Origin of the sequence: Solitalea longa (genome assembly GCF_002920915.1) — a bacterium.
Lineage (GTDB): Bacteria > Bacteroidota > Bacteroidia > Sphingobacteriales > Sphingobacteriaceae > Solitalea > Solitalea longa.
Map to the genome: position 1 here is coordinate 148,444 of NZ_PQVF01000004.1, position 20,855 is coordinate 169,298.

General features: G+C 37.1%; 13 protein-coding genes. All 13 read right to left on the minus strand.

The window, feature by feature from the left end:
- Positions 1–14: 14 nt before the first annotated feature.
- The 13 genes from C3K47_RS06425 to C3K47_RS06485 all read right to left on the minus strand — a co-directional run bounded on the left by C3K47_RS06425 (position 15) and on the right by C3K47_RS06485 (position 20,855).
- The gene (locus C3K47_RS06425) at positions 15–980 is read right to left on the minus strand and encodes a transglutaminase family protein (RefSeq protein ID WP_103788300.1); all 966 of its coding nucleotides are present in this window, start codon (positions 978–980) and stop codon (positions 15–17) included.
- 11 nt (positions 981–991) lie between these two features.
- A complete protein-coding gene (locus C3K47_RS06430) occupies positions 992–1,927 on the minus strand; it encodes an alpha-E domain-containing protein (RefSeq protein ID WP_103788301.1) in 936 nt (311 codons plus the stop codon).
- 31 nt (positions 1,928–1,958) lie between these two features.
- The gene (locus tag C3K47_RS06435) at positions 1,959–3,413 is read right to left on the minus strand and encodes a circularly permuted type 2 ATP-grasp protein (protein ID WP_103788302.1); all 1,455 of its coding nucleotides are present in this window, start codon (positions 3,411–3,413) and stop codon (positions 1,959–1,961) included.
- Positions 3,414–3,675: 262 nt separating this feature from the next.
- Positions 3,676–5,127 carry a SusF/SusE family outer membrane protein gene (locus C3K47_RS06440; protein WP_165784650.1) on the minus strand — a complete coding sequence of 484 codons (1,452 nt, stop codon included), beginning with the start codon at positions 5,125–5,127 and terminating at the stop codon, positions 3,676–3,678.
- A 33-nt stretch (positions 5,128–5,160) separates the two neighbouring features.
- Positions 5,161–5,928, minus strand: a complete 768-nt coding sequence (locus C3K47_RS06445) for a hypothetical protein (RefSeq protein WP_103788304.1) — start codon at positions 5,926–5,928, stop codon at positions 5,161–5,163.
- A gap of 18 nt (positions 5,929–5,946) precedes the next feature.
- Complete coding sequence (locus C3K47_RS06450; protein ID WP_103788305.1) at positions 5,947–6,447, minus strand: DUF5004 domain-containing protein; 501 nt, start codon at positions 6,445–6,447, stop codon at positions 5,947–5,949.
- A gap of 25 nt (positions 6,448–6,472) precedes the next feature.
- Positions 6,473–7,852 carry a RagB/SusD family nutrient uptake outer membrane protein gene (locus C3K47_RS06455; protein ID WP_103788306.1) on the minus strand — a complete coding sequence of 460 codons (1,380 nt, stop codon included), beginning with the start codon at positions 7,850–7,852 and terminating at the stop codon, positions 6,473–6,475.
- A 35-nt stretch (positions 7,853–7,887) separates the two neighbouring features.
- Positions 7,888–10,974: a SusC/RagA family TonB-linked outer membrane protein gene (locus C3K47_RS06460; RefSeq protein WP_103788307.1), complete on the minus strand. Its 3,087-nt coding sequence runs from the start codon at positions 10,972–10,974 to the stop codon at positions 7,888–7,890.
- A 410-nt stretch (positions 10,975–11,384) separates the two neighbouring features.
- On the minus strand, positions 11,385–13,997 hold the full coding sequence (locus tag C3K47_RS06465) for a DUF4961 domain-containing protein (RefSeq protein WP_103788308.1): 2,613 nt from the start codon (positions 13,995–13,997) through the stop codon (positions 11,385–11,387).
- A gap of 112 nt (positions 13,998–14,109) precedes the next feature.
- Positions 14,110–15,198 carry a SusE domain-containing protein gene (locus C3K47_RS06470; protein WP_103788309.1) on the minus strand — a complete coding sequence of 363 codons (1,089 nt, stop codon included), beginning with the start codon at positions 15,196–15,198 and terminating at the stop codon, positions 14,110–14,112.
- Positions 15,199–15,227: 29 nt separating this feature from the next.
- The gene (locus C3K47_RS06475) at positions 15,228–16,814 is read right to left on the minus strand and encodes a RagB/SusD family nutrient uptake outer membrane protein (RefSeq protein WP_103788310.1); all 1,587 of its coding nucleotides are present in this window, start codon (positions 16,812–16,814) and stop codon (positions 15,228–15,230) included.
- Between the two features lie 24 nt (positions 16,815–16,838).
- Positions 16,839–19,844, minus strand: coding sequence for a SusC/RagA family TonB-linked outer membrane protein (locus C3K47_RS06480; protein ID WP_103788311.1), 3,006 nt, complete (start codon positions 19,842–19,844; stop codon positions 16,839–16,841).
- A gap of 219 nt (positions 19,845–20,063) precedes the next feature.
- A complete protein-coding gene (locus tag C3K47_RS06485) occupies positions 20,064–20,855 on the minus strand; it encodes an inositol monophosphatase family protein (protein ID WP_165784651.1) in 792 nt (263 codons plus the stop codon).

Genomic DNA, 20,855 nt, shown 5'->3' on the forward strand with positions numbered 1-20,855 from the left:
TTGCTTTTTATCACTTATTGCTGTTGTTGCTGCTGCTGCTGGTGCACTATTTCAATATGTCGTTGGTAACTATTACGGTTATTAACCGTTTGATTCACTGATTCGATGATATCACCAAAATCAGCTTGCAAATTATCTTCATTTCCAACTAAAACCGAAACACTTAAGATGTGATCGCCTCCGCCTTTATAAACACCTTTAACAGGCGAACAATCACTAAAATTACGGCCAACAGCTAAACGAACATGTGTTTCGTTGGCAATACAATTATTAGTTGGATCTAAACCGAGCCAACCGTATTCTGGAATATAAGCCTCCGCCCATGCATGAGTTGCTCCCTCGCCCCGCATTCCATTTTTATTCGGACAAATATAGCCGCTAACATACCTTGCCGGAATATTTATGAGCCGAAGCATTACTAAAAGGATGTGAGCAAAATCCTGGCAAACGCCTGCTCTCAATTGCCAAATTTCATCTAAAGTGGTTTCAACTGTTGTTACCCCTTTTATGTACTCAAAATTGTCGTAAATGCATTTACAAAAATGTAAAGACGCCTGATAAGGCGTATAATCTGTTTTTCGCTCAGGCCTTACTATCTGTCGCAACTCTTCTAAACCGCTAAATTGCTCCTGTTTTAAATAATCGATATAAGGGATTTGATTCTTAAGCTGTTCAAGTTTATCCCATTGCAAGGTTGCGAACATATCATCCACCGGCAAGGGCCTTGATATGGTTTCAACTTTCAGCTTCGATTTAATGTTTAACTCAGTGTGGGGTTCGTTATAGGTAAAAACACCAACTTCATTACCATAATAATCCCTGTAAATGTCCACCAGCGGATCACCGCTAATTTTAACATCCTGCTTTATCACCTGTTGATATTCATCACTTATCGGATAAAGCATAATTTGGTTAGCACTATCACGAACTGAATTCTGATAGCTATAAACCGTTAAATGTTGTATGTAAAATTCAGGCATAAGTTTAAGGATTAAGCATAAGCGAAATAATGTTCACCCAAAGCATTTCCCACACCAAACAATTCTTTTTTCAAATGAGCCAGGTAATTATGCAAACCTTCTTCATAAATTCCATCAACCGAACTGTATTTTACATGGCTTTGTAGTTTGCCTATCATAAAAAGCAGTTTTTGATTCTGATTGGTGGAAAGGTCGGCATTAAGCCTATCAAAATAGCGATAAAGCTGATTGATTGCGTACAACACCGAACGTGGAAAATCATTATTGAATACTACCTGCTCAACCACGTTGGCGGCTTCAATCCCTTTTCGGTACTTTTTCAAGTACAATTCATACCCGCCAATTGACAGTAACAAGTGTTTCAGGTAACTGGTATCGCTTAACAGATCGGCACTGGTGTCTACTGAACCGATCTTGGTATCTAAAATATCAATCGATTGTATAGCTCGTTCGAGGTATTTTCCAATACTCATAAAACTGCGGCCTTCGCCCCTTTCCATAGTTATTTCAGTGGTGCCGTAATAAAGCATGCCTTGCTTAATCAATATATCCAAAACCGAAACCGGATCGTCACGTTGTAATAAACGTTCAATGGAAGGATCTTTAATAGTGTGATAATATTCGTTTAAGCATTGCCAAAGGTCTTTGTTAATGTGATCCTGAACACTACGGGCATTTTCACGAGCCAGGGTAATAATATTTATAACCGAATTGTGGTTTTCTTTATTTATAAGCATATAACGAATCACCTCTCTGCTATTATTCTCTAGCTCAACAAGGTGGTTATTATTTAATCCGGTAAATATTTTAATTACCGGACGCCAGGTAAAATCATTCATCACATCCTGCGAAGTGGCATAATTGATCTTTAACATTCTTAAAATACCATCACTGCGCTCCATGTAACGACTAAGCCAAAATAAACTATCTGCAACTCTACTAAGCATAAGCTATTTATTATAAAATATAAAACCTTTATTATGATGATGCTAGTACCCAAGTGTCTTTGCTACCTCCGCCCTGCGAACTGTTAACAACCAGTGAACCTTCTCTTAAAGCCACACGAGTTAATCCTCCGGGAACAATTTCAATTCCATTGGGGCCGACCAATGCAAAGGGTCGAAGATCGATGCGACGCGGCTGAAGTTTGCCATGCATGTAACAGGGCGCTGATGAAAGATTAATTGTGGGCTGAGCTATAAACTGACGGGTATCCTTTAAAATCTCCAATTTATATTCTTCGATCTCTTTCTCAGTTGCTGAAAAACCCATAAGCATGCCATAACCGCCGCTTTCATTTGTTTTTTTGATCACCAATTTATTCATATTGGCAAATACATATTCACGCTCATCTGGATTGGATAGCTGGAACGTAGGCACATTTTTAAGAATAGGTTCTTCGTTGAGGTAGTATTTGATCATATCCGGAACATATGCATAAATGGCCTTATCATCGGCAACACCATTACCTATAGCATTAACAATGGCTACATTCCCTTTTCTGTAGGCGCTCATTAAACCGGCAATACCTAAAATACTATTGGGATTAAACGTAAGCGGATCAATAAATTCATCGTCCACCCTACGGTAAATGACATCAATTTGCTGCAAGCCGTTGGTGGTTTTCATATATACATTATGATTATGAACCACCAAATCGCGACCTTCAACCAATTCAACACCCATTAAACGGGCCAGTGTGGTGTGTTCAAAATAAGCTGAATTATAAACTCCCGGAGATAAAAGCACAACTGTTGGATTGGCGATGGCCCTTGGAGATAGTGACATCAGGTTTTTATGGAGAATAGATGGATAACCGGTTACACTCCTTACTTTACACAATGGCAAAATATCTGGAAATAAACGTTTAGTAATTTCCCGGTTTTCGAGCATGTAACTAACACCTGAAGGTGTTCGAAGATTATCTTCTAAAACATAAAAAGTTCCATCATTATCCCTGATCAGGTCAATTCCGGCAATGTGAACATATATATCATAAGGTACGTTTACATCATGCATTTCGCGGGTAAAGTGAGGACAAGAGTATACAATTTCAGTGGGCACAATCTCATCTTTAAGAATAAACTGATTAGTATACACATCTTTTAAAAAAAGATTAAGGGCCTTCAGGCGCTGTTTAATACCTTTTTCGATATACTGCCATTCGTTTTCAGTAATTATTCTTGGTATCATATCGAAGGGAAAAATCTTTTCAATACCCTCTCCGCTGTTATAAACGGTAAAGGTAATACCCTGTCGCATAAACAAGCTTTTTGCTAAATCTTCCTTCTTGTTTAGGTTTTCTACAGATTCACTTGATAAATATTCGATAATTTTTTTATAATGACCTCTTATTTCATTATTACTATCAAACATTTCATCATAAATATTATTTTTTACCAAATATGATTCAAATGTCGATGTGTTATTCATAGTATATTCCGATTATTTAAGTTGAAAATAGGAATAATTAATCCATTTAGGATTAATTATTTTACATTTTATGTTATTTAAGTGATAAATTTATTTTTTCAATCAAGTTATTAGATTAATCCAAAATTCAATTTTTAAGGAATTTTATTTAATACAAATAACCTACCAATTATATAGAGTTTATATAGAATTATATAAAAAACAAGCCGTTAGTTTTCGCTAACGGCTTGTTTTTATGTGACTTTATCGAACTGCTAACCAGCTAATTTTTTATTAATGAATAGGTATAACCTGTAGGCGAGAGATTTAAAGTAATGGTATAATTTCCCTTAGTTGCAATTGAGATATTGCCACCACCGGTATATTCTAAAGTACCATTAGCATCATCGTCACCTAAGTTAATATCCCAGCTGTCATTAGCTCTAAACTTCATATAACCGACATTTAGTTCTGTGGTAACAATCCAGGTATAAGTACCTTTTGTTGCGGAGGTGATGGTCATTGGTGTGCTACTACCCCAGCCATTTAGAGTTGCATCGCCAATAATTCCCCAATCAGTAGAAGTAACTTTATAGGTACCTGTTTCTTTATCAACGTTCATTGCAACTTCTATTCTATAAAATCCATCACTTGGTATGGTAAGGTTATCTTCAGCATCTGACACCAATTCGCCTTCAACGCCTTTCTTTTTGCCAATATCTCCGTCATAGCTGCCTTTTTGAGGTAAGAATTTAAAACCAGAACCGGCAACAGTAATGTATTGATACATATCAAACTTACCATCGCCCATGTACACTAAACCGATTGCATCTGGTGGCGACCAATCTACAATAGTTGATCCTCCAACTATAAACAGTTTTGTAGGCTTTCCAATTAATAATACCGGTAAAGAATTGCTGTAAATAGAAGGCTGTGTTGCAGACCCGGCAGTTGCATTAACGGTCCATGATAATGAAACAGGAGCACCGGCCTGATACCCTTTGGCTAAAAAAGCATCTGATAAAGCATCATGCGTCAGAGTTAAAACCGTATCTGCACCTGAATTATCAGAAACAAATTCCACCTTATTATTCGGATTATCAGCATCAGATACAAGTACTTTATAACTTACAGCTCCACTAGTTGAAGTAGTTTTTTGCCAAATAAACTTAAGGGTTCCTCCTGTTTCAAGTTCAGTACTAGCGGTGGTTGATTTAGGTCCATAAAGGGTAAAGTCAGTTAAACCCACTCCAAAACGGGTGATGCTAATATTGTAAGTATCTGTACTTTGAACCTGAACAGATCCGTTATCGGCAATAACCGCCCAAACCAGATCCACCTGTCCCTGATCGGGTATTCCTGCAGCTTTCAATGCATCATCAATAGTCTTATATGTTAAAGTAAGATGAGTGTCATTTCCATTATTATCTGATGGAATTGATAAAAGTGGAGTGTTTAGATCGCCACCCTTAATAGAGGCTACCCATTTATAAGTTGGCTTAATGCTAACTCCAGGTTGAGCTGCTCCCCATTGAATAAGGACTTCCTTGGTTGGATATGCAGCATTTAAGGACAATGTAGTATTATTGGACGGCGCAGTAAGGGTAAAGCCTCCTAAAGCTTCTCCTTTGGCTTCATCATCCAAAATATCTTGTTGACAACTGCTCAAGAAAAATGATACAATCATCAGCCCCACTAACTGAAAGGATACCAATATTGAAATTACCTTTTTCATTGTTGTGTTATATTTAAGTTGATGATCAAACATTTATTCCAGATCTAACAAAGTTAATTCGGCCACCGATGTTCGTACTTCTACAGGTTTACCTGTAGCATCATAGCCCTTACCTACAAACACATACTCCAGTTTTACTATTTTGGTACCTCCTGTTGCAAATAATTGCGTAGGAATGAAGGAATATGAAAAAGTTTTGTTCCCGCTATTTTTAATTGGAAGCCCAGTTTTTTCAACGTTGATAATAACATTATGCTCATCAATCGCTTTAATAGAAATACTTTGAGGAGTCATCCGGGCCGCATCAGGATTATCAGCCACACTTTGATTAAAGTTGAGAGTTACTACATCATTTTGAGAAACCTTGGCTGGAAATGAGCGAAACTGAGTTTCAAGAAATACAAGGGGATCGAAATTATAAGGCTTAAAATCTATAGTTTGTTTAGATCCATCTTTCGTTTTCACCAAACAGCCAAACCATTGAAGTTCAGCTGGCGATTTTCCAAAAGCTACGGTACCTGTAAACTTGAACTCCCAAATATTTGCGCTTATTTTTGTAAGCTGATTAGCATCATTTGAATTTTGAAATGATGTACCATTTGTTAAACAGTTGCCTGCATTTGACCAAAGCCATAAATAAGCAGGATCCTCACCCGCCATCGGACTACCTGTTACATCAAACCGTAAAGTTATCTCATCTTCAGCTGTATAAGATGTTGGAGAAATTACTAATGTCTGTGCATTAGTTTGCTTTATTGTAAAAATAAGGCTTATTATTATGTAGAATATTTTGGTTTTCATTTCTAAATCAATTAAAATTTACTTTTTGAAATGATATTCGTAGGTAACAACCGGTTTGTCACTGAGTTTTTTAACAACTTTCAAAACCAGTTCATTTTCTCTTAAAGTTGTATAATTTCCAACTTCAATTTCTGCCTCATTTGTTCCATCGCTGAGATTAATAGTTTTTGGTGCTAATTCATCATCTACTTCCCAGTTACCTGATGCTATGGGAATTAAGCTTGGTGAAGAGCCCGGATCAAACGTAAAAGTTGAGGGTTGGCCACTACCATCAGTATTTAAAGTAAGTTTCATGGTAGTATAAGGATAAAGATCAGTGATATCTAATTGCTGGTACGGGAACCCCTTTTTCACAGCATCATTATCAAATTGAATTACTTTTGACACGGTCCAGTTTCCAGCCATAGCCGAAATAATATTCACCGGTTCTCCTACAGGCTTAACATCCTCTGGTTGACAGGAAATCACACCAAGTAAAATTAAACCTATGGCTATTGTAAATGTTATCAATCTTCTCATTTGAATGTTTTTTTAATATTATTAATCAGTTACATCCACCTTCCGGATTTCTAGGAAAATCAACGCTGTTTGCAATTTCAGCTTGAGGAAACTGTAAAACCATTCCGGGGCAGTTCCAAGGAGCACCTCTGGTAATCACATTTTCTCCACTTGCTCCAATTCTTTTAATTTGAGTCAATCGATCTCCTTCGCCTACCATTTCTAAAATTCGTTGTTGGCGGGCTGTGGTTATTACTAATGCAGAAGATGAATTTGTAGCCAATGGAGGCACTGTAGATCCGTAAGCGCGAGCAAGTATATCGTTAATATCCTGAATACCAACAGCCATTTTAGCTGCATCATTCAATTCGCCGGCACTTTCTGCACGGGTTAATTTCATTTCAGTTAAATGAATGACGGGCAATTCAAATACGCTACTGTTGTATTTAGTTAATACACCGAAACCTTGAACCTCCGTGTACCAAATGTTTCTACGGTCATTAGGATTCGATGTTGCAGTTGAGAAAAAGCTTGGAGAGATCCTTAAGGTTGGAATAGAGCTTCCATCACTTCTAAACTGATTACGCAATTCATTGAATCTATTTAAATTACTTTCATTAACCAGTTTAAAAATTGCCTCTGGAGTACCATCCGGAGAAAAACGGGTAGCAAAATCTGAGTCGAATGTAAAGTTGCCACTTTCAATTACCTCATTTGAATAATTATAAGCATTTGCATAATCATTCATCTGAAAATAAACTCGTGCCAGCAAAGCCTTGACCGCCCATATAGATGCATAATTTCCATTGTCATCCGGCAATAGCGATTCTGCTGACTTTAGATCATCAATAATAAACGCATAGGCGTCACTTACTGGCGGTCTTGTACCTGTTGAAGGTTCAGAACTAGATCTTAATGGAACTCCTAAATGGCTATTATCAGTCGTAAATCCAAAGGGCTGAGCGAAAAGTTTTACCATTTCAAAATGGCATAACGCTCGCAGGAATTTTGCCTGGCCTTCAATTGAGTTGCCGTTGGTTGTGGCCAGGTCAAGGTGTTCAAGAACAATATTTACTCTATTGATTACTTTGTAAGGATTTTCATACATACCGGTTTTGTAATCACCAAAAATTGATGACTTGCGATTATAGATCTCGCCAAAATCGCCAGTAAGATTATCACCTCTTAACTCATCAGAGAGAAGCTCCTGAATAACCTGCAAGCGACCTCCATAAATTTTGTCATCTCCACCGGCCAGTAGGTCATAACAGGAGTTTAAGAGATTAGTAAGATCTTGTTCATTTTTTAATGCTTCACTACTAGGTACCTGACCTTCCTGCGGAGCCACTTCCAGAAAGTCTTTACAACCTCCCGAAAAGATTAAAGAAGTGGCAAACAGATATATTATATATAATTTTTTGTTCATTTCCTTAAGTATTTAAATTCAAAATGTCATTTCATTTAAAAACCTATGTTAATTCCCAGTGTCCATGATTTTTGTTGAGGAGGAGTTAAGTAGGTGATATTAGGACTCATATTTCGATCCTGAGAATTTTCAAAATCACGGGCAATTTCGGGATCCCCCCCAGGGTATTTTGTAAAGGTTAAAACATTAAAGCCTGTTATAAAAACCTTTGCACTATTGATACCCACTCGTTTTCTAAAATCTACTGGAAGGTTATAAGAAAGAGTAAGCTCCCTTAAGCGTACATAAGAGGCATCATATAGAAATAAAGTAGAGTTGTATTGCCATTCACTTGATAAACCGTTGTAGGTTCCGGTTTGCATTGTTAATCGTGGAAAACGAGTATCATCACCTGGTTTTCGCCATCGATCCCCAATCTCACTTCTCATAGTCCAGTCGGTTACAACCCCCATTTGTCGTTTGGCTGAACCATCATATATATTTCCTCCAAAAGAGAAATTGAACAAAACACCTAACTCAAATAGTTTATATTTAAAAGTATTAGTTAAACCACCAAATGCATCAGGTGATACCTTTCCGGTAACTACACGATTATCTAATGAGAAAGTTTTAGTTTTATTACCATTTATATCTAACCAAATAGGCAAACCATCGGTTGGATCTGTTCCATAATACCTCACCAAATAATTGGTTCCAACAGGATAACCTTCAACCACCCGGGTATCATTTGTGCCTCCTCCTACTGCATCTGAAGAAAGATCTCCAAGGTCAACCACTTTATTATTCAAACTAGAAATATTAAAATTAGTCGACCAGCTAAAATCTTTAGTTTTAACGTTAACTGTATTAATGGCAAATTCGATCCCGTAATTTTTTATCTTTCCAATGTTTTGCCAATAGGTTGACCAGCCAGTTGACTGTGGCAGATTCCGATTAATAAGTACATCTTTTGAAAGTTTGTTATAATATGAAAGTTCGCCAGTGATGCGGGCATTAAGGAGTGAAAAATCAAGGCCTATGTCGAAATTATTTGAGGTTTCCCATTTTAGGTCAGGATTCTCAAGTCTTGTAGGAGCAGTAACCGGATTACCATTATATAGAGGTAAAACATCGGGAGTTGCATAGGTTCCGATCCATTGATTAAATGGAATATTAGAATTTCCAGTGACACCAAAACTTGCCCTAAGTTTTAATACATCAATAAAGTTTACTGATTTTAAAAAGTCTTCTTCAGATAAGATCCATGCGCCTGAAACTGCTGGAAAAAAACCATATCTATTATTCTTGCCGAATTTAGAGGAACCATCAACCCGGGCCAGAACCTGAAGTACATAGCGATTATTATATGTATAATTTACCCTTCCAAAATAACTTATAAAAGTCCATTGATCCGAAATTTTTGCATTCAATCCCAAAATTGTGGGATCATCCTTCATATTACCGGAGTAATCATACAATGGTCCATCGGCAAAATCCTGAGTTACAGAAGCAGCTTTAGCTGTTGATTTTTGAGTCTCAATACCCAGCGTACCGGTTAGTTTATTTTGCTCATTTGGGATCCAATTATAAGATCCGACCAATGAGTTATTCCAGTTAGAAACGTAAGTAGGCCAACGTTCGGCCCTACCCTGTTCGGTCGGGTCCCTTCCCACCAGGTCTGCATTTTGAAATTTATCTTCCTTAATATCAAGGTAATCAATACCTCCATTATAAGTAAACGTAAGGTTCTTAACTGGTGTATAATTAAGTGAGATCGTTCCAATACTACGCAAATCAACTGTTCTCCAAATGGTACCTTCGCGTTGCCTAACCGGATTAGCACCAAGCGTAAAAAATGAACCATCGTCATTGTAAACAGGATAAATAGGAAGAGCAGTTGACATCGCATCACCCAGTCCACCGCTCCAGGCCGAAGCTACACGATTATTCTGTCCACGACCGAAACTACCATTAACGGTTAAATTAAGGTTATCTAATATTTTATACTCAAGAGATGCTTTAGCTCCTGCACGACCATATGAATTCCCTTTTAAATAACTATTATCCTTGCTATAGTTTAGCCCCACATAGGTTTTATATTTTTTTGTACCGTATGTAAACGACAAATTATTATCATTTTGAATACCTGTTTCAGTAGTTTCATTCCACCAGTCAGTATTTGTTCTATTGGCAAGGTCCCATGATAAACCATTAGGTAATGGTGCTAACCCTGTATTTCCATCATTCTCCCATGCTTCCTGACGTAACTGAAGCCATTCTGATCCATTTAAGAAATCAGGTTTAATGGAAGCATTAGAAAACCCAACCCTGGTTGAAAAATTAAATACCGGTTTGCCTTCTTTACCTTTCTTAGTGGTTATTAGCACTACTCCATTAGAGCCCCTAGAACCGTAAATACCGGCAGCTCCGGCATCTTTCAATACCTCTATTGACTCAATGTCATTTGGATTGAGTGCTGCCAACGGATTTTGATTCATACCCCCGCGATTAGCATTTAAAAAAGGATCTTGTGTTACGGGAATACCATCAACAACATAAAGGGGGTCTCCACCTGCGCTTATAGAGGCCGCACCCCGAATCCGTACAACAGAACCAGAACCAGCCAAACCACTTCCTTGTGTTACCTGCACTCCTGCAGCCCGCCCTTGAAGACTTGCCTCAAAACTCGGTGTTGGCAATGCAGTAATTTCTGCCGCATTAACTTTAGTTATCGCACCGGTAACCTCTCTCCTCTTTTGCGTACCGTAACCAACAACCAATACTTCATTCAGGGTACGTGATTCCTCCTGTAGTTTTACATCAATTTTCTGTCTTTTATTAATTGCAATTTCTTGTTTTTGAAAACCGATGTATTGAAAAATTAAAGTACCATTTTCGGGAACGGTAATAGTAAAATACCCTTCAGCATTAGTGGTAGTGCCAACATTGGTCCCTTTTAATACAACAGATACCCCCGGCAAGGGCTCTCCTGTTTCATCCTTTACAGTTCCGCTTACTTTAATATCTGCAACGGCCGCTGCAAGAACTTCGGATGAAATAGAATTTGCAAAACATTGATAGCTACCTTGAACCATCAATACAAATTGCAGTAGGAAGAAAATTCTAAGTAGATTTTGTGTCATGTTTCGACATTTTTAGAATACCCATAAAGAGGAAATAAACTGGCTTATTTACATAAGTTACAAAAATGTCAGTATCTGATTATCAATAAGTTATTGAAATTATCTCATTTAAAATGAACTATTTTTAGGAATATTTCAGTTTATAATTAATAAGTATAGAAAATTCTATTTAAACCCCATTTTTCAAAAAAAAAATAACAAAAATAAAAAAATGAAGAAAGGAAAGTTTTAATTAAATGAGCTAATAGTTTCAATTCAAATGACTTAATAAATGAGTAAGAGTTAATATATCTTCTTAATTATTTAGCTATTATTTGCCAAAAAATATACGTTAAGCTTTCAAAATGTATTTCGGAAAACAAAAAAGGGCCAGTAAAAATTACTGACCCTTCAATTTATTTGTCAATTAACTAGGGTTTCACTTCCGAACTTGTGTAAACGTGGTATTCACCTGGCGCTAAAGTAGTATTGTAAGTACCTGCAGGTAAATTTATAGTACCTGAACCACTGCCAGCATATTCATACCAATCGCCCGACGATGGGAAATTGAAATTCACAGCCTGAGCAGACACATCGAAGTTACCCACAACAACGATCTTTCCGGCTGATGACTGAATGATCATGTACTTCCATGCCGAATTGCTTATCGATGTGGTATAGGTTGCATTATCCAACCAATTGGTCTTGGTTTTTAACTTAACCATCTTAGCATATACATCATATAATTGCTTACGGCTGGCATTTTGCAAATATTCCCATTGGATCGGTTTTTCTCCGGTACGTCCATTTTGGTCTATAGAAATATCATAACCTTGTTCACCAAATTGCCAGATCATATTCGGCCCCGGAGCCACAAATAAAAATGCAGCATTCATTTTTTGGCGGTTTAAAGCGGTGGCAAGATCCCGGATATTATATGTACCGTTTGAATTTCCTCCATTTAACGCATGATACATTAAACGCTGCTCGTCATGACTTTCCATATAGGTAACAAGGTTTGATTTGGTAAAACCATGGCTAGTGTACATGATACGAGAAAGGCTTGATGATTTTCCTTGCGTTGCATTAGCAAAACTTCCATTCACGTTATTCCACAACAACATTCCTTCGTTTGCCAATTCAGTTTCTTCCTGATCGGAACCTAAGTGTTCGAGAATAACATAAAAGTTATTGTCAAGGTTCTTTATATAGGAATTATAATCCTTCCAGATCGCAATACGAGTAGCATCATAGGCGCCCCAGGCATCTACATTATCAGGGTTATTCTTTTGAGTAAATCCTTTCGATAAGTCGAACCTCATACCGTCCAAATGATATTCTTTTATCCAGAACTCCATCACATTTTTAGAAAAATACTTGGTTTCTGCGCTTTCGTGATTAAAGTCGTAACCTACGTTGTAAGGGTGTTTAGCATCAGTATTGAACCAAGGGTTATTTGCAGCTGGTTTACCTGATGTACCATTCCAATACAATTGTACCATTGGCGACTGCCCGAATGAGTGGTTTAATACCATATCAATCACCACAGCCATTCCGCGCTTATGACATTCATCAATAACTTCCTTCAGTTTGTTTTTGGTACCATAATATTTATCCGGAGCAAAATAGAAACTTGGATTATAACCCCAGCTGTTATTGCCTTCAAACTCGTTAACAGGCATTAACTCAACTGCATTGACACCAAGACCAGTCAAATAATCTAATGTATCAATTAAAGTAGAATAGCTATGCGTTTGAAGAAAATCGCGCAAATGCAATTCATAAATCACCAATTTACTTTTATCAGGGCGAGTAAAACTGGTATACTTCCAGTTGTATGACGGTTCATTACTTTGAGCAACGCTTACAATTCCTGAAGTTTTTCCTGTTGGATAAGCTTTTAAACTTGGAAAAACTGAAGTTGGAACATATTGATCATTACTAGGATCGAGAATCAGCTGGCAATAAGGGTCGGCAACCTTTAAGGTTCCATCAACCACAAACTGGTAGCCGTATTTTTCACCCGGTGTAAGTCCGTCAATTTGAATCCACCAACGTTTACCATCCGTGGTTTTCTTCATAAAACCTTTAATATCCATTTTCCAATCAGTGAAATCACCAATAAGGAAAACATTTTGCTTATTTGGAGCTAGTAAAGTAAAAATTGCAGAGGTCCCATTGTTGATATAGGTAACTCCATCAGGTTTTGCATTGCCTGGTATAGCTGCAACTTCAACCTGACCTTTAACAACAACATTAAATTTTTTCTCAGCCGTTTTTCCACCCGCAGAAATCACCGCTTTAATTTCGTTGTCACCAGTTTTAGTTAAAGCAACATCTGTTGAGAATGAAGCTACATTTTCGGCTGACTTTACTTCTGACCCATTCACATATAAGGTAATCTTTCCCTTTTCAGATGCCACAACGGATAACTTTGTTGATTCGCCAATATTAGCTATTGAATTAACTAAAGTTGGCTCATAAAAAGGATTAAACACCGGAGAGGTAAAGCGAATTCCTAAAGTTCCAGATGAACTAATAGGCAAGTAAATATCACTTCCATCTGTATTACGACCCGTTTTACTACCATCAGCATTTTTGAACACCATAGCCACTTTTAGAATTTTTTCATTTGCAGGTACATTAGAAAAAAAAATGCGAGGCACAAATTTAAGCTGATATTTATCGGCAGCAATTTTGGTAAGCTTAGCATTTGCATCCGGCTTAGTCCAATCAGAACTTTTTCCCCACCTCCAATCCGATGGACCTGTACTTTTATCGGTTATTACACCTGCCCAGATATAAACATCGGTCGAAAGACCTTTCATGCCGGCATTGCCTTCATTAGCATTAAAAATAAGAGTAACTTCTTTATCATCAGTTGGAAAAGCGGGACTATAAGCAATAACAGCCTTTTCGTCCAATGAATTCACTTCGGTGATAACCGGAGGTTGAGGAGGCTTAGGTTCTGGATCATCTGACTTTTTACAGGCAGCGATGACCGTTATAATCGTTAACAGTATTAACCCGAAATATTTTTTCATTTGCACTAATTTTTAGAACTTAAATTACAAAGACAACGCAAAGATAGTCAGCATTATACAAAACAAGCCGCCATTTAAGTGGGCGGCTTGTTTTTTGACTTAAATCAAATAATTAGTTTTTAACCATGCTAAATGTTTGGTTAACAGCATCAAAAGTAATAGTATAACTTCCTCCTGCGCCAACTCCAATATTTTTTCCGTCTTGTTTCAATGAACCTGTCAAGGCTACTTCTCCGTCACCTGCTGCTGTAGCAGAACCTGAGTTTATCGCCCAACCATCTTCCAATCTGAATTTGAACTGCTTACCAGCAATTAGGTCCATAGTAACTTTCCACGTTTTACTTGCCGGATCATAAGTCATGTTTGTGTCGGTATCCCAACCACCAGGAGTTGCATCACCAATAACACCCCATGAGGTACCGGTTAATGTATATGTACCTGTTTTAATGGTTTGCATATTAAGAGCTATCTTATAGAAACCATCGGCAGCAACCGGAATATTATCTTCACCTTCAGATATTAAAACACCAGGTTCACCACCTTTCATACCAAGGTCGCCTGACCATGAACCTTTTGTAGGTAAAAGTTTGAAACCACCTCCACTAGCAATTAAATATTGATAGGTTACCAGTTTTCCTTCACCTAAATCTGTGAATTGAATCGCTTTATCAGGATTCCAGTCAGCAATTGTTGAACCACCCACCAAATACATAACTTTTGGTTTTCCAGAGTAGGTAACAACTTTCATCTGAAGCGGTGTATTTGAGAAAATGGAGTCTACCGCGGTACTAATTCTGGATGTAACACGCAGTTCCACATCCGATGCTACATCAGTAGGCAACTTAAGTTCAGCCAACATTGTATTGAACTGCTTTACTGTCAGGGCCTGCTCATACGAATTTTTATTACCTGAAATTGATAATGGCATAGTTGCAGGTTTAGCAAAACCGTTCCCTTTTTTATCAACCTGAAGCTGGTATTTAACAACCGAAGTATATCCGTAATCAGCTCTAGTCCAAGAAAATCTAACTGCTTCTTGCGATTCAGTCGCTTCTGTTAACACCACATTTTGATTAGATGCAGTTAAAACTGATGGAGTGCCATCCGTAGCAATAACCATGTTTTCATCTTTCTTACAAGAAGAAAGCATTAACAACATAGCAGCACCACATCCTATTATATTTTTGAATGTATTTTTCATAATATCTTAATTTCTATAGCGCTATTGAATTAATAGTTCTTGTTTTGAATAATATTTGGATTGGCAGAAATCTCATCTGAAGGGATAGGATAGAGAATTCTATGACTTTCTACACTTGATCCTGTTGCAGCTCCACCTTTCCATGGCCATAAATATGTACCTTCAACAAACTGGTGGAAACGAATCAAGTCAGTTCTTCTGAAACCTTCCCAATACAATTCGCGCGAACGCTCATCCAATATCTGTGGTAACGAAATAGAAGTTAATTTGCCTTCTGTTTGACTTTCAAAAGCGCGGGCACGTAAAACATTTACCGCATTTACAGCAGCTGTTTGATTGCCAGCACGCACTGCAGCCTCAGCAACAATCAGGTACATTTCGCCTAAACGGAACAACGGAAAATCAGTATCAGAATATCCTAAGTTCATGTTTGGTGAAAATGTTCCATCCGCTTTAATGTTCTTGAATTTGATACTTGCATAACCTTGGCTAAATACCAAAACGTTATTGATCTCTTCTCCTGCATTATCAACGAACATTGCTCTTTTATCAGCTGAATTCAATGGATTTTCAAACAATTTTGGCAAATTCTTGGTTGTTCTGTGACCACCCCATCCTGCACTTGTTCCAGAAATAGTTTTATCCATATCAGCACCAACAGACCCATTTACAAGGAAAGTTGTACCTCCATAGCTCTGAGTTTTAGCACCATCATAGTTAATACTTAAGATGATCTCATTTTTTGCAACAACATTATTATCGGCAACAAAAAGGTTTTTGTATTTAGGTGTTAATATATAGCCTGCACTAATTACTTTGTTTGCGTATACTGCAGCTTCAGCATATTTAGCATCACCGGTATAAACCTCCGCATTCAAATATAAACGAGCTAACAATGCCCATGCAGCAGCCTTATCGGCACGGCCGTATTCGTTGGTGCGTGGCTCTTTAAGTAAGCTTTCAATAGCTTTTAACTCACTTTCTACATACTTAAATAAGGTAATTCTGTCTTTCTGTGGAGGAAGATTCGCACCAAGTGGACTATTTTCATCCACAAAAGGCACATTTCCAAACAAATCAATTAATACCCAATATTGAAAAGCTCTTAAGAAACGAGCCTCTGCAGCCTGATATTTGATTTCAGCAGCGTCGTTACCAGAAATTCCACGAGATGCCAATTTTTCATCACTAGATTCTCTAATGAACTCATTTGCAGCTGTAATTTGATAGAATGATCGATAGTAAATACCTTTTAAGAAGGCGTTATCCGATGACCAGTTCATTAGGTGGAAATCCTGCAAACCCGGATCACTATTCCATGCGGTAACAGTTTCATCTGTTGGTAACTGTTGAGCATCCCAGAATAGGCGAAAAAAATCAGAAGTACCTTCATCAATACCTCCTAAGTCACCCTGACCGGCAGGACCTTGATTACCTGTTGTTCCATAACAACCGTAAACTTTTGCCAATGCCTGTTTGTAACCTTCAGGAGTTTTATATACCACATTTGATGTTACATCATAAAATGGTTGCCTATCTAAATCATTAATACATGATGTTAAGGCTAATGCCAATACACCTGTTAATGAGAGTTTTTTAATATATTTTGAATTCATGGTGTTAATCTTAATTTGATGTGATTAAAAGTCTACTCCTACTCCTAAAGTAAATGTGCGTGGACGTGGATAGAAATTATTATCGATACCTGAACTGATCTCCGGATCTAATCCTTTGTATTTAGTTACTACAAATACGTTCTGAACGTTAGCAGTAATACTTAAGTTAGCAATGCTTCTGTTTAATTTTCCGAAATGATAACCAACATTAAGGTTGTCCATACGTAAGAATGATGCATTTTGAACATAATAGTCTGACTGTAATTGAGTTTCATTAAAGCCAGTTGCTAACATGTTAGAAGAAGCATTACCTAAATACATCAATGGATCCAAAACTCTTTTTTCAACACCGATGTTTGAATAGATGTTGTTGTACATATAATTATTCACCGAACCATGGAAAGCCATTGAAGCCGTCCATTTCTTGTACGTTAACGAGCTATTTAAACCTAAAGCCACTGGAGCAATTGATGATTTATAATGGTACAGATCTTTTTCATTTCTAATACCGTCATTGTTTCTGTCTACATAAGCACCTTCAATAGGTTTTCCATTTGCATCATATACTTGCTGATACACATAAAATGCACCTGATTTATGACCGATACTGAAGATCTGAATATTGCTTCCAGTACCACCAGTAATTCCTCCGGTTGGTACACCTGGATAATTAGGGTCGGTTACCTGAGTAAGTTTGGTAACTTCATTTTCATTATAAGAAACGTTAAAGCCAAGGTTCCAGTTTAAATCTTTTTTGCTAACCGGAATAGTGTTTACAGTCAATTCAATACCCTTATTTCGCAATGAACCAACATTGGTTAATAAATAGTTACTAAAGTTTGATCCACCTGGAACAGGAATATTATTTAGTAGGTCTGAAGTATTTTTTCTGTATGCATCAATGGTAGCAGTGATTCTGTTATTAAAGAAACCAAGGTCTAAACCTACGTTTATTGCATCTGTCTGCTCCCATTTCAAATTAGGATCATATGCTACAGGACGATACATTTGATAAAAGTTATCACCAAATTGATATTGTGCTGTAAGCGTAGATAATGCATATACAGGAATGTATTTATAATTTTGAATTCCATCTTGCTGACCGGTAACACCCCAACCTGCACGTACTTTAAAATCACTGATAGTTTCAGAACCTTTCATGAAATTTTCCAGGTTAACTTTCCATGCTCCCGAAATGGTAGGGAAATAACCCCAACGATTTTCTTTTGAAAATTTCGATGATCCATCAGCACGCATACTGGCTTGCAATAAATATTTCTCGTTGAACGTGTAATTTAAACGACCAAAGAATGAAACCAACGTGTTTTGGGTAGTTGTTGGGAAAGGAGCTGGTTGAACAGTTACTTCAGTTCCTTCATAGTTGTAAGTAGCAGAATTTGGAATATCATTATAAAAATCCTGATAAGTATAACCACCGGTTAAGTCCAAATTACTTTTACTTGCTTTGAAATCTTTGTTATAGTTTAAATAGAAATCGAATAGTTTATTTTTCTTTTCCTGAGCGTAAGGGGTTCTTTGGAAATGATTAAGATATTGTGGAGCTGCATCTGTTGAGAAAACAGTAACACCTTCACCTTTGCTGTAATCATAGCCCACATTAAGGTTAGCTCTTAATTCAGGCAAGAAAGGTAATTTATAGTCTAAGCGGGCGTTACCGATAAACTGATCTACATTACTATTGTTATTATTTTGGTTTAATAAGGCTACAGGGTTTGCTGGAGACTGATTTTGCCACTTATCTCCGTCTAACCATTGAAAATATCCTCCGTACTTAGCCAAATCGGCATTGTCAGAATAAATAGATTGAGTAGGGTCAAACCTAACCGCACTACCAATAGCAGCCGTATTAGCAAACCTATTTTTTATGTTTGAATAACGGGCGTTTACATCAACTGATAAGCTATTATTAAAGAACTTTGGATTTAATGATAAAGCACTGTTTAAGCGCTCCATGTTATCAGTTTTAAGAACACCATTCTGATTTAAATAACCTACAGAAAGGCGATAAGGAAGTTTTTTAAGACCACCTGAAATATTGAAACTGTTATCAGTTACAAATGCCGATTGATAAATTTCTTTTTGCCAGTTAGTGCTGGTATTTCCTAATTTATCAATATAGGTTTGGTCACCACTTGCATTTACAAAATCACGGAATTGAGCGGCAGATAATACATCAACTGTTTTAACTACTTGCTGAACACCGTTAGAAGTTGTAAAGTTAACTTTCATTTTATCAGAAGTTCCTTTTTTTGTGGTGATAATAATTACACCATTAGAAGCTCTTGAACCGTAGATCGCTGCAGAAGAAGCATCTTTCAAAACACTGAACGACTCAATATCCTTAGGATCAATCATTGCCATCGGGTTTTGTGAACCGGCCAATGTTCCATTATCCAAAGGAATTCCGTCAACAACAATAAGAGGTGAGTTACCTGCTGAAATTGAATTTCCACCGCGAATTAAAATCTGAGACGACGCACCAGGAGCACCACTTCCTGAAATAATTGATACACCGGCTACTTTACCGGTTAATAACTGCTCAGGTGAAGAGATGGGGCCTTTTAAGAAATCTTTTTCAGTAACAGCAGCAACAGAACCGGTTAAGTCCTTTTTGCTTTTGCTACCGTAACCAATTACAACTACCTCGGTAAGTGCTTTTGATTCTGGCTTCAAAGAAATATTAACCTTGGCCATTTTTCCGTTCAAGGTTACTTCCTGGCTTACAAAACCAATAAACTGGAAAACCAAAGTAGCATCCGAAGGGGCTACAATTGAATAATTACCGTCAACATCAGTTGATGTTCCCTTACTTGTACCTTTCACAAGGATAGAAACACCAGGAAGAGGCATACCTGTTTCATCAGTAACGTTACCGCTAACAGTTACGTCTGCCTTTTTGGTTGTTTTAGTAATAATTAGGTGATTTACATTGGGTGAAGCCACTGCTGACCCCGTAATAGATGCTAACATCAAGGCATAGCAAAGCCTTAAGGGTAAATTTTTTTTCATAATACTGGCTGTTTTTCTTTTTAAATTATAGCTAATTGAGTTTCCTCAATGAGTTATTTGGTTGCTAATATAGAAGCATCAACCATAAAGTCAAAAAAAAAATTGCAAGTACTTGAAGATAAATTCGTATAGTTCTAATTAATAGCTAATTAAAAACCTACAGGTTGAGTATATTTAATAGAGAAAATGAAATAATAGGTAGATTTTGTTACAAAAATGTTAAAAATATTTTTGTGTAATTTTCAGAATTTCATTTCCGATATGACCATTTCCAGCAACAATTTCTCTGGAATTAATGTATTCATCTCCTCCTGAAAAATTGTGAATCGTTCCACCTGCCTGCTGAACCAGGTAAGCACCGGCAGCAACATCGTAAGCATTTAAATTAAATTCAAAATAGCCATCAAAACGACCACAAGCCACATAAGCTAAATCAACAGCCGCGGATCCAATGCGGCGTAAACCATGCGTTTGCTGCATTAATTCCTTGAAAACATTGATATATTGTTCAGCCTTTTCAAAGTCGTAATAAGGAAAACCAGTAGCTAACAATGATTCGCCTAACGTTTTATTGGTTGAAACCTGAATAGGTGTTCCATTTAAATAAGCCTTCTCCCCTCTCCAGGTATAAAACAGTTCATCAAGATTGATCTCATAAACTACACCCAAAATTGGCTGGTCATATTCATGTAAGGCAATACTAATTGAATAAGTGGGTATACCGTGAATAAAATTGGTAGTTCCATCTAGCGGATCAACAATCCAATTATAGCGCTCTCCATTTTTATTTATTGTTTCCTCTTCTGTAATAAATCCCGCTTCCGGCAAAATTTGAATCAATGCCTTAACAATCATTTCTTCGGCAGTTTTATCAACATACGAAACCAGGTTGTTCAAACCCTTATATTCAATTTTATCTGTGTTGAACTTTTTACGTTCCTCTCTGATAAACGATCCAGTGCTTAATGTTATCTCTTTTACCTGTAAGAAAATGCTTGCTAAATTGATCAT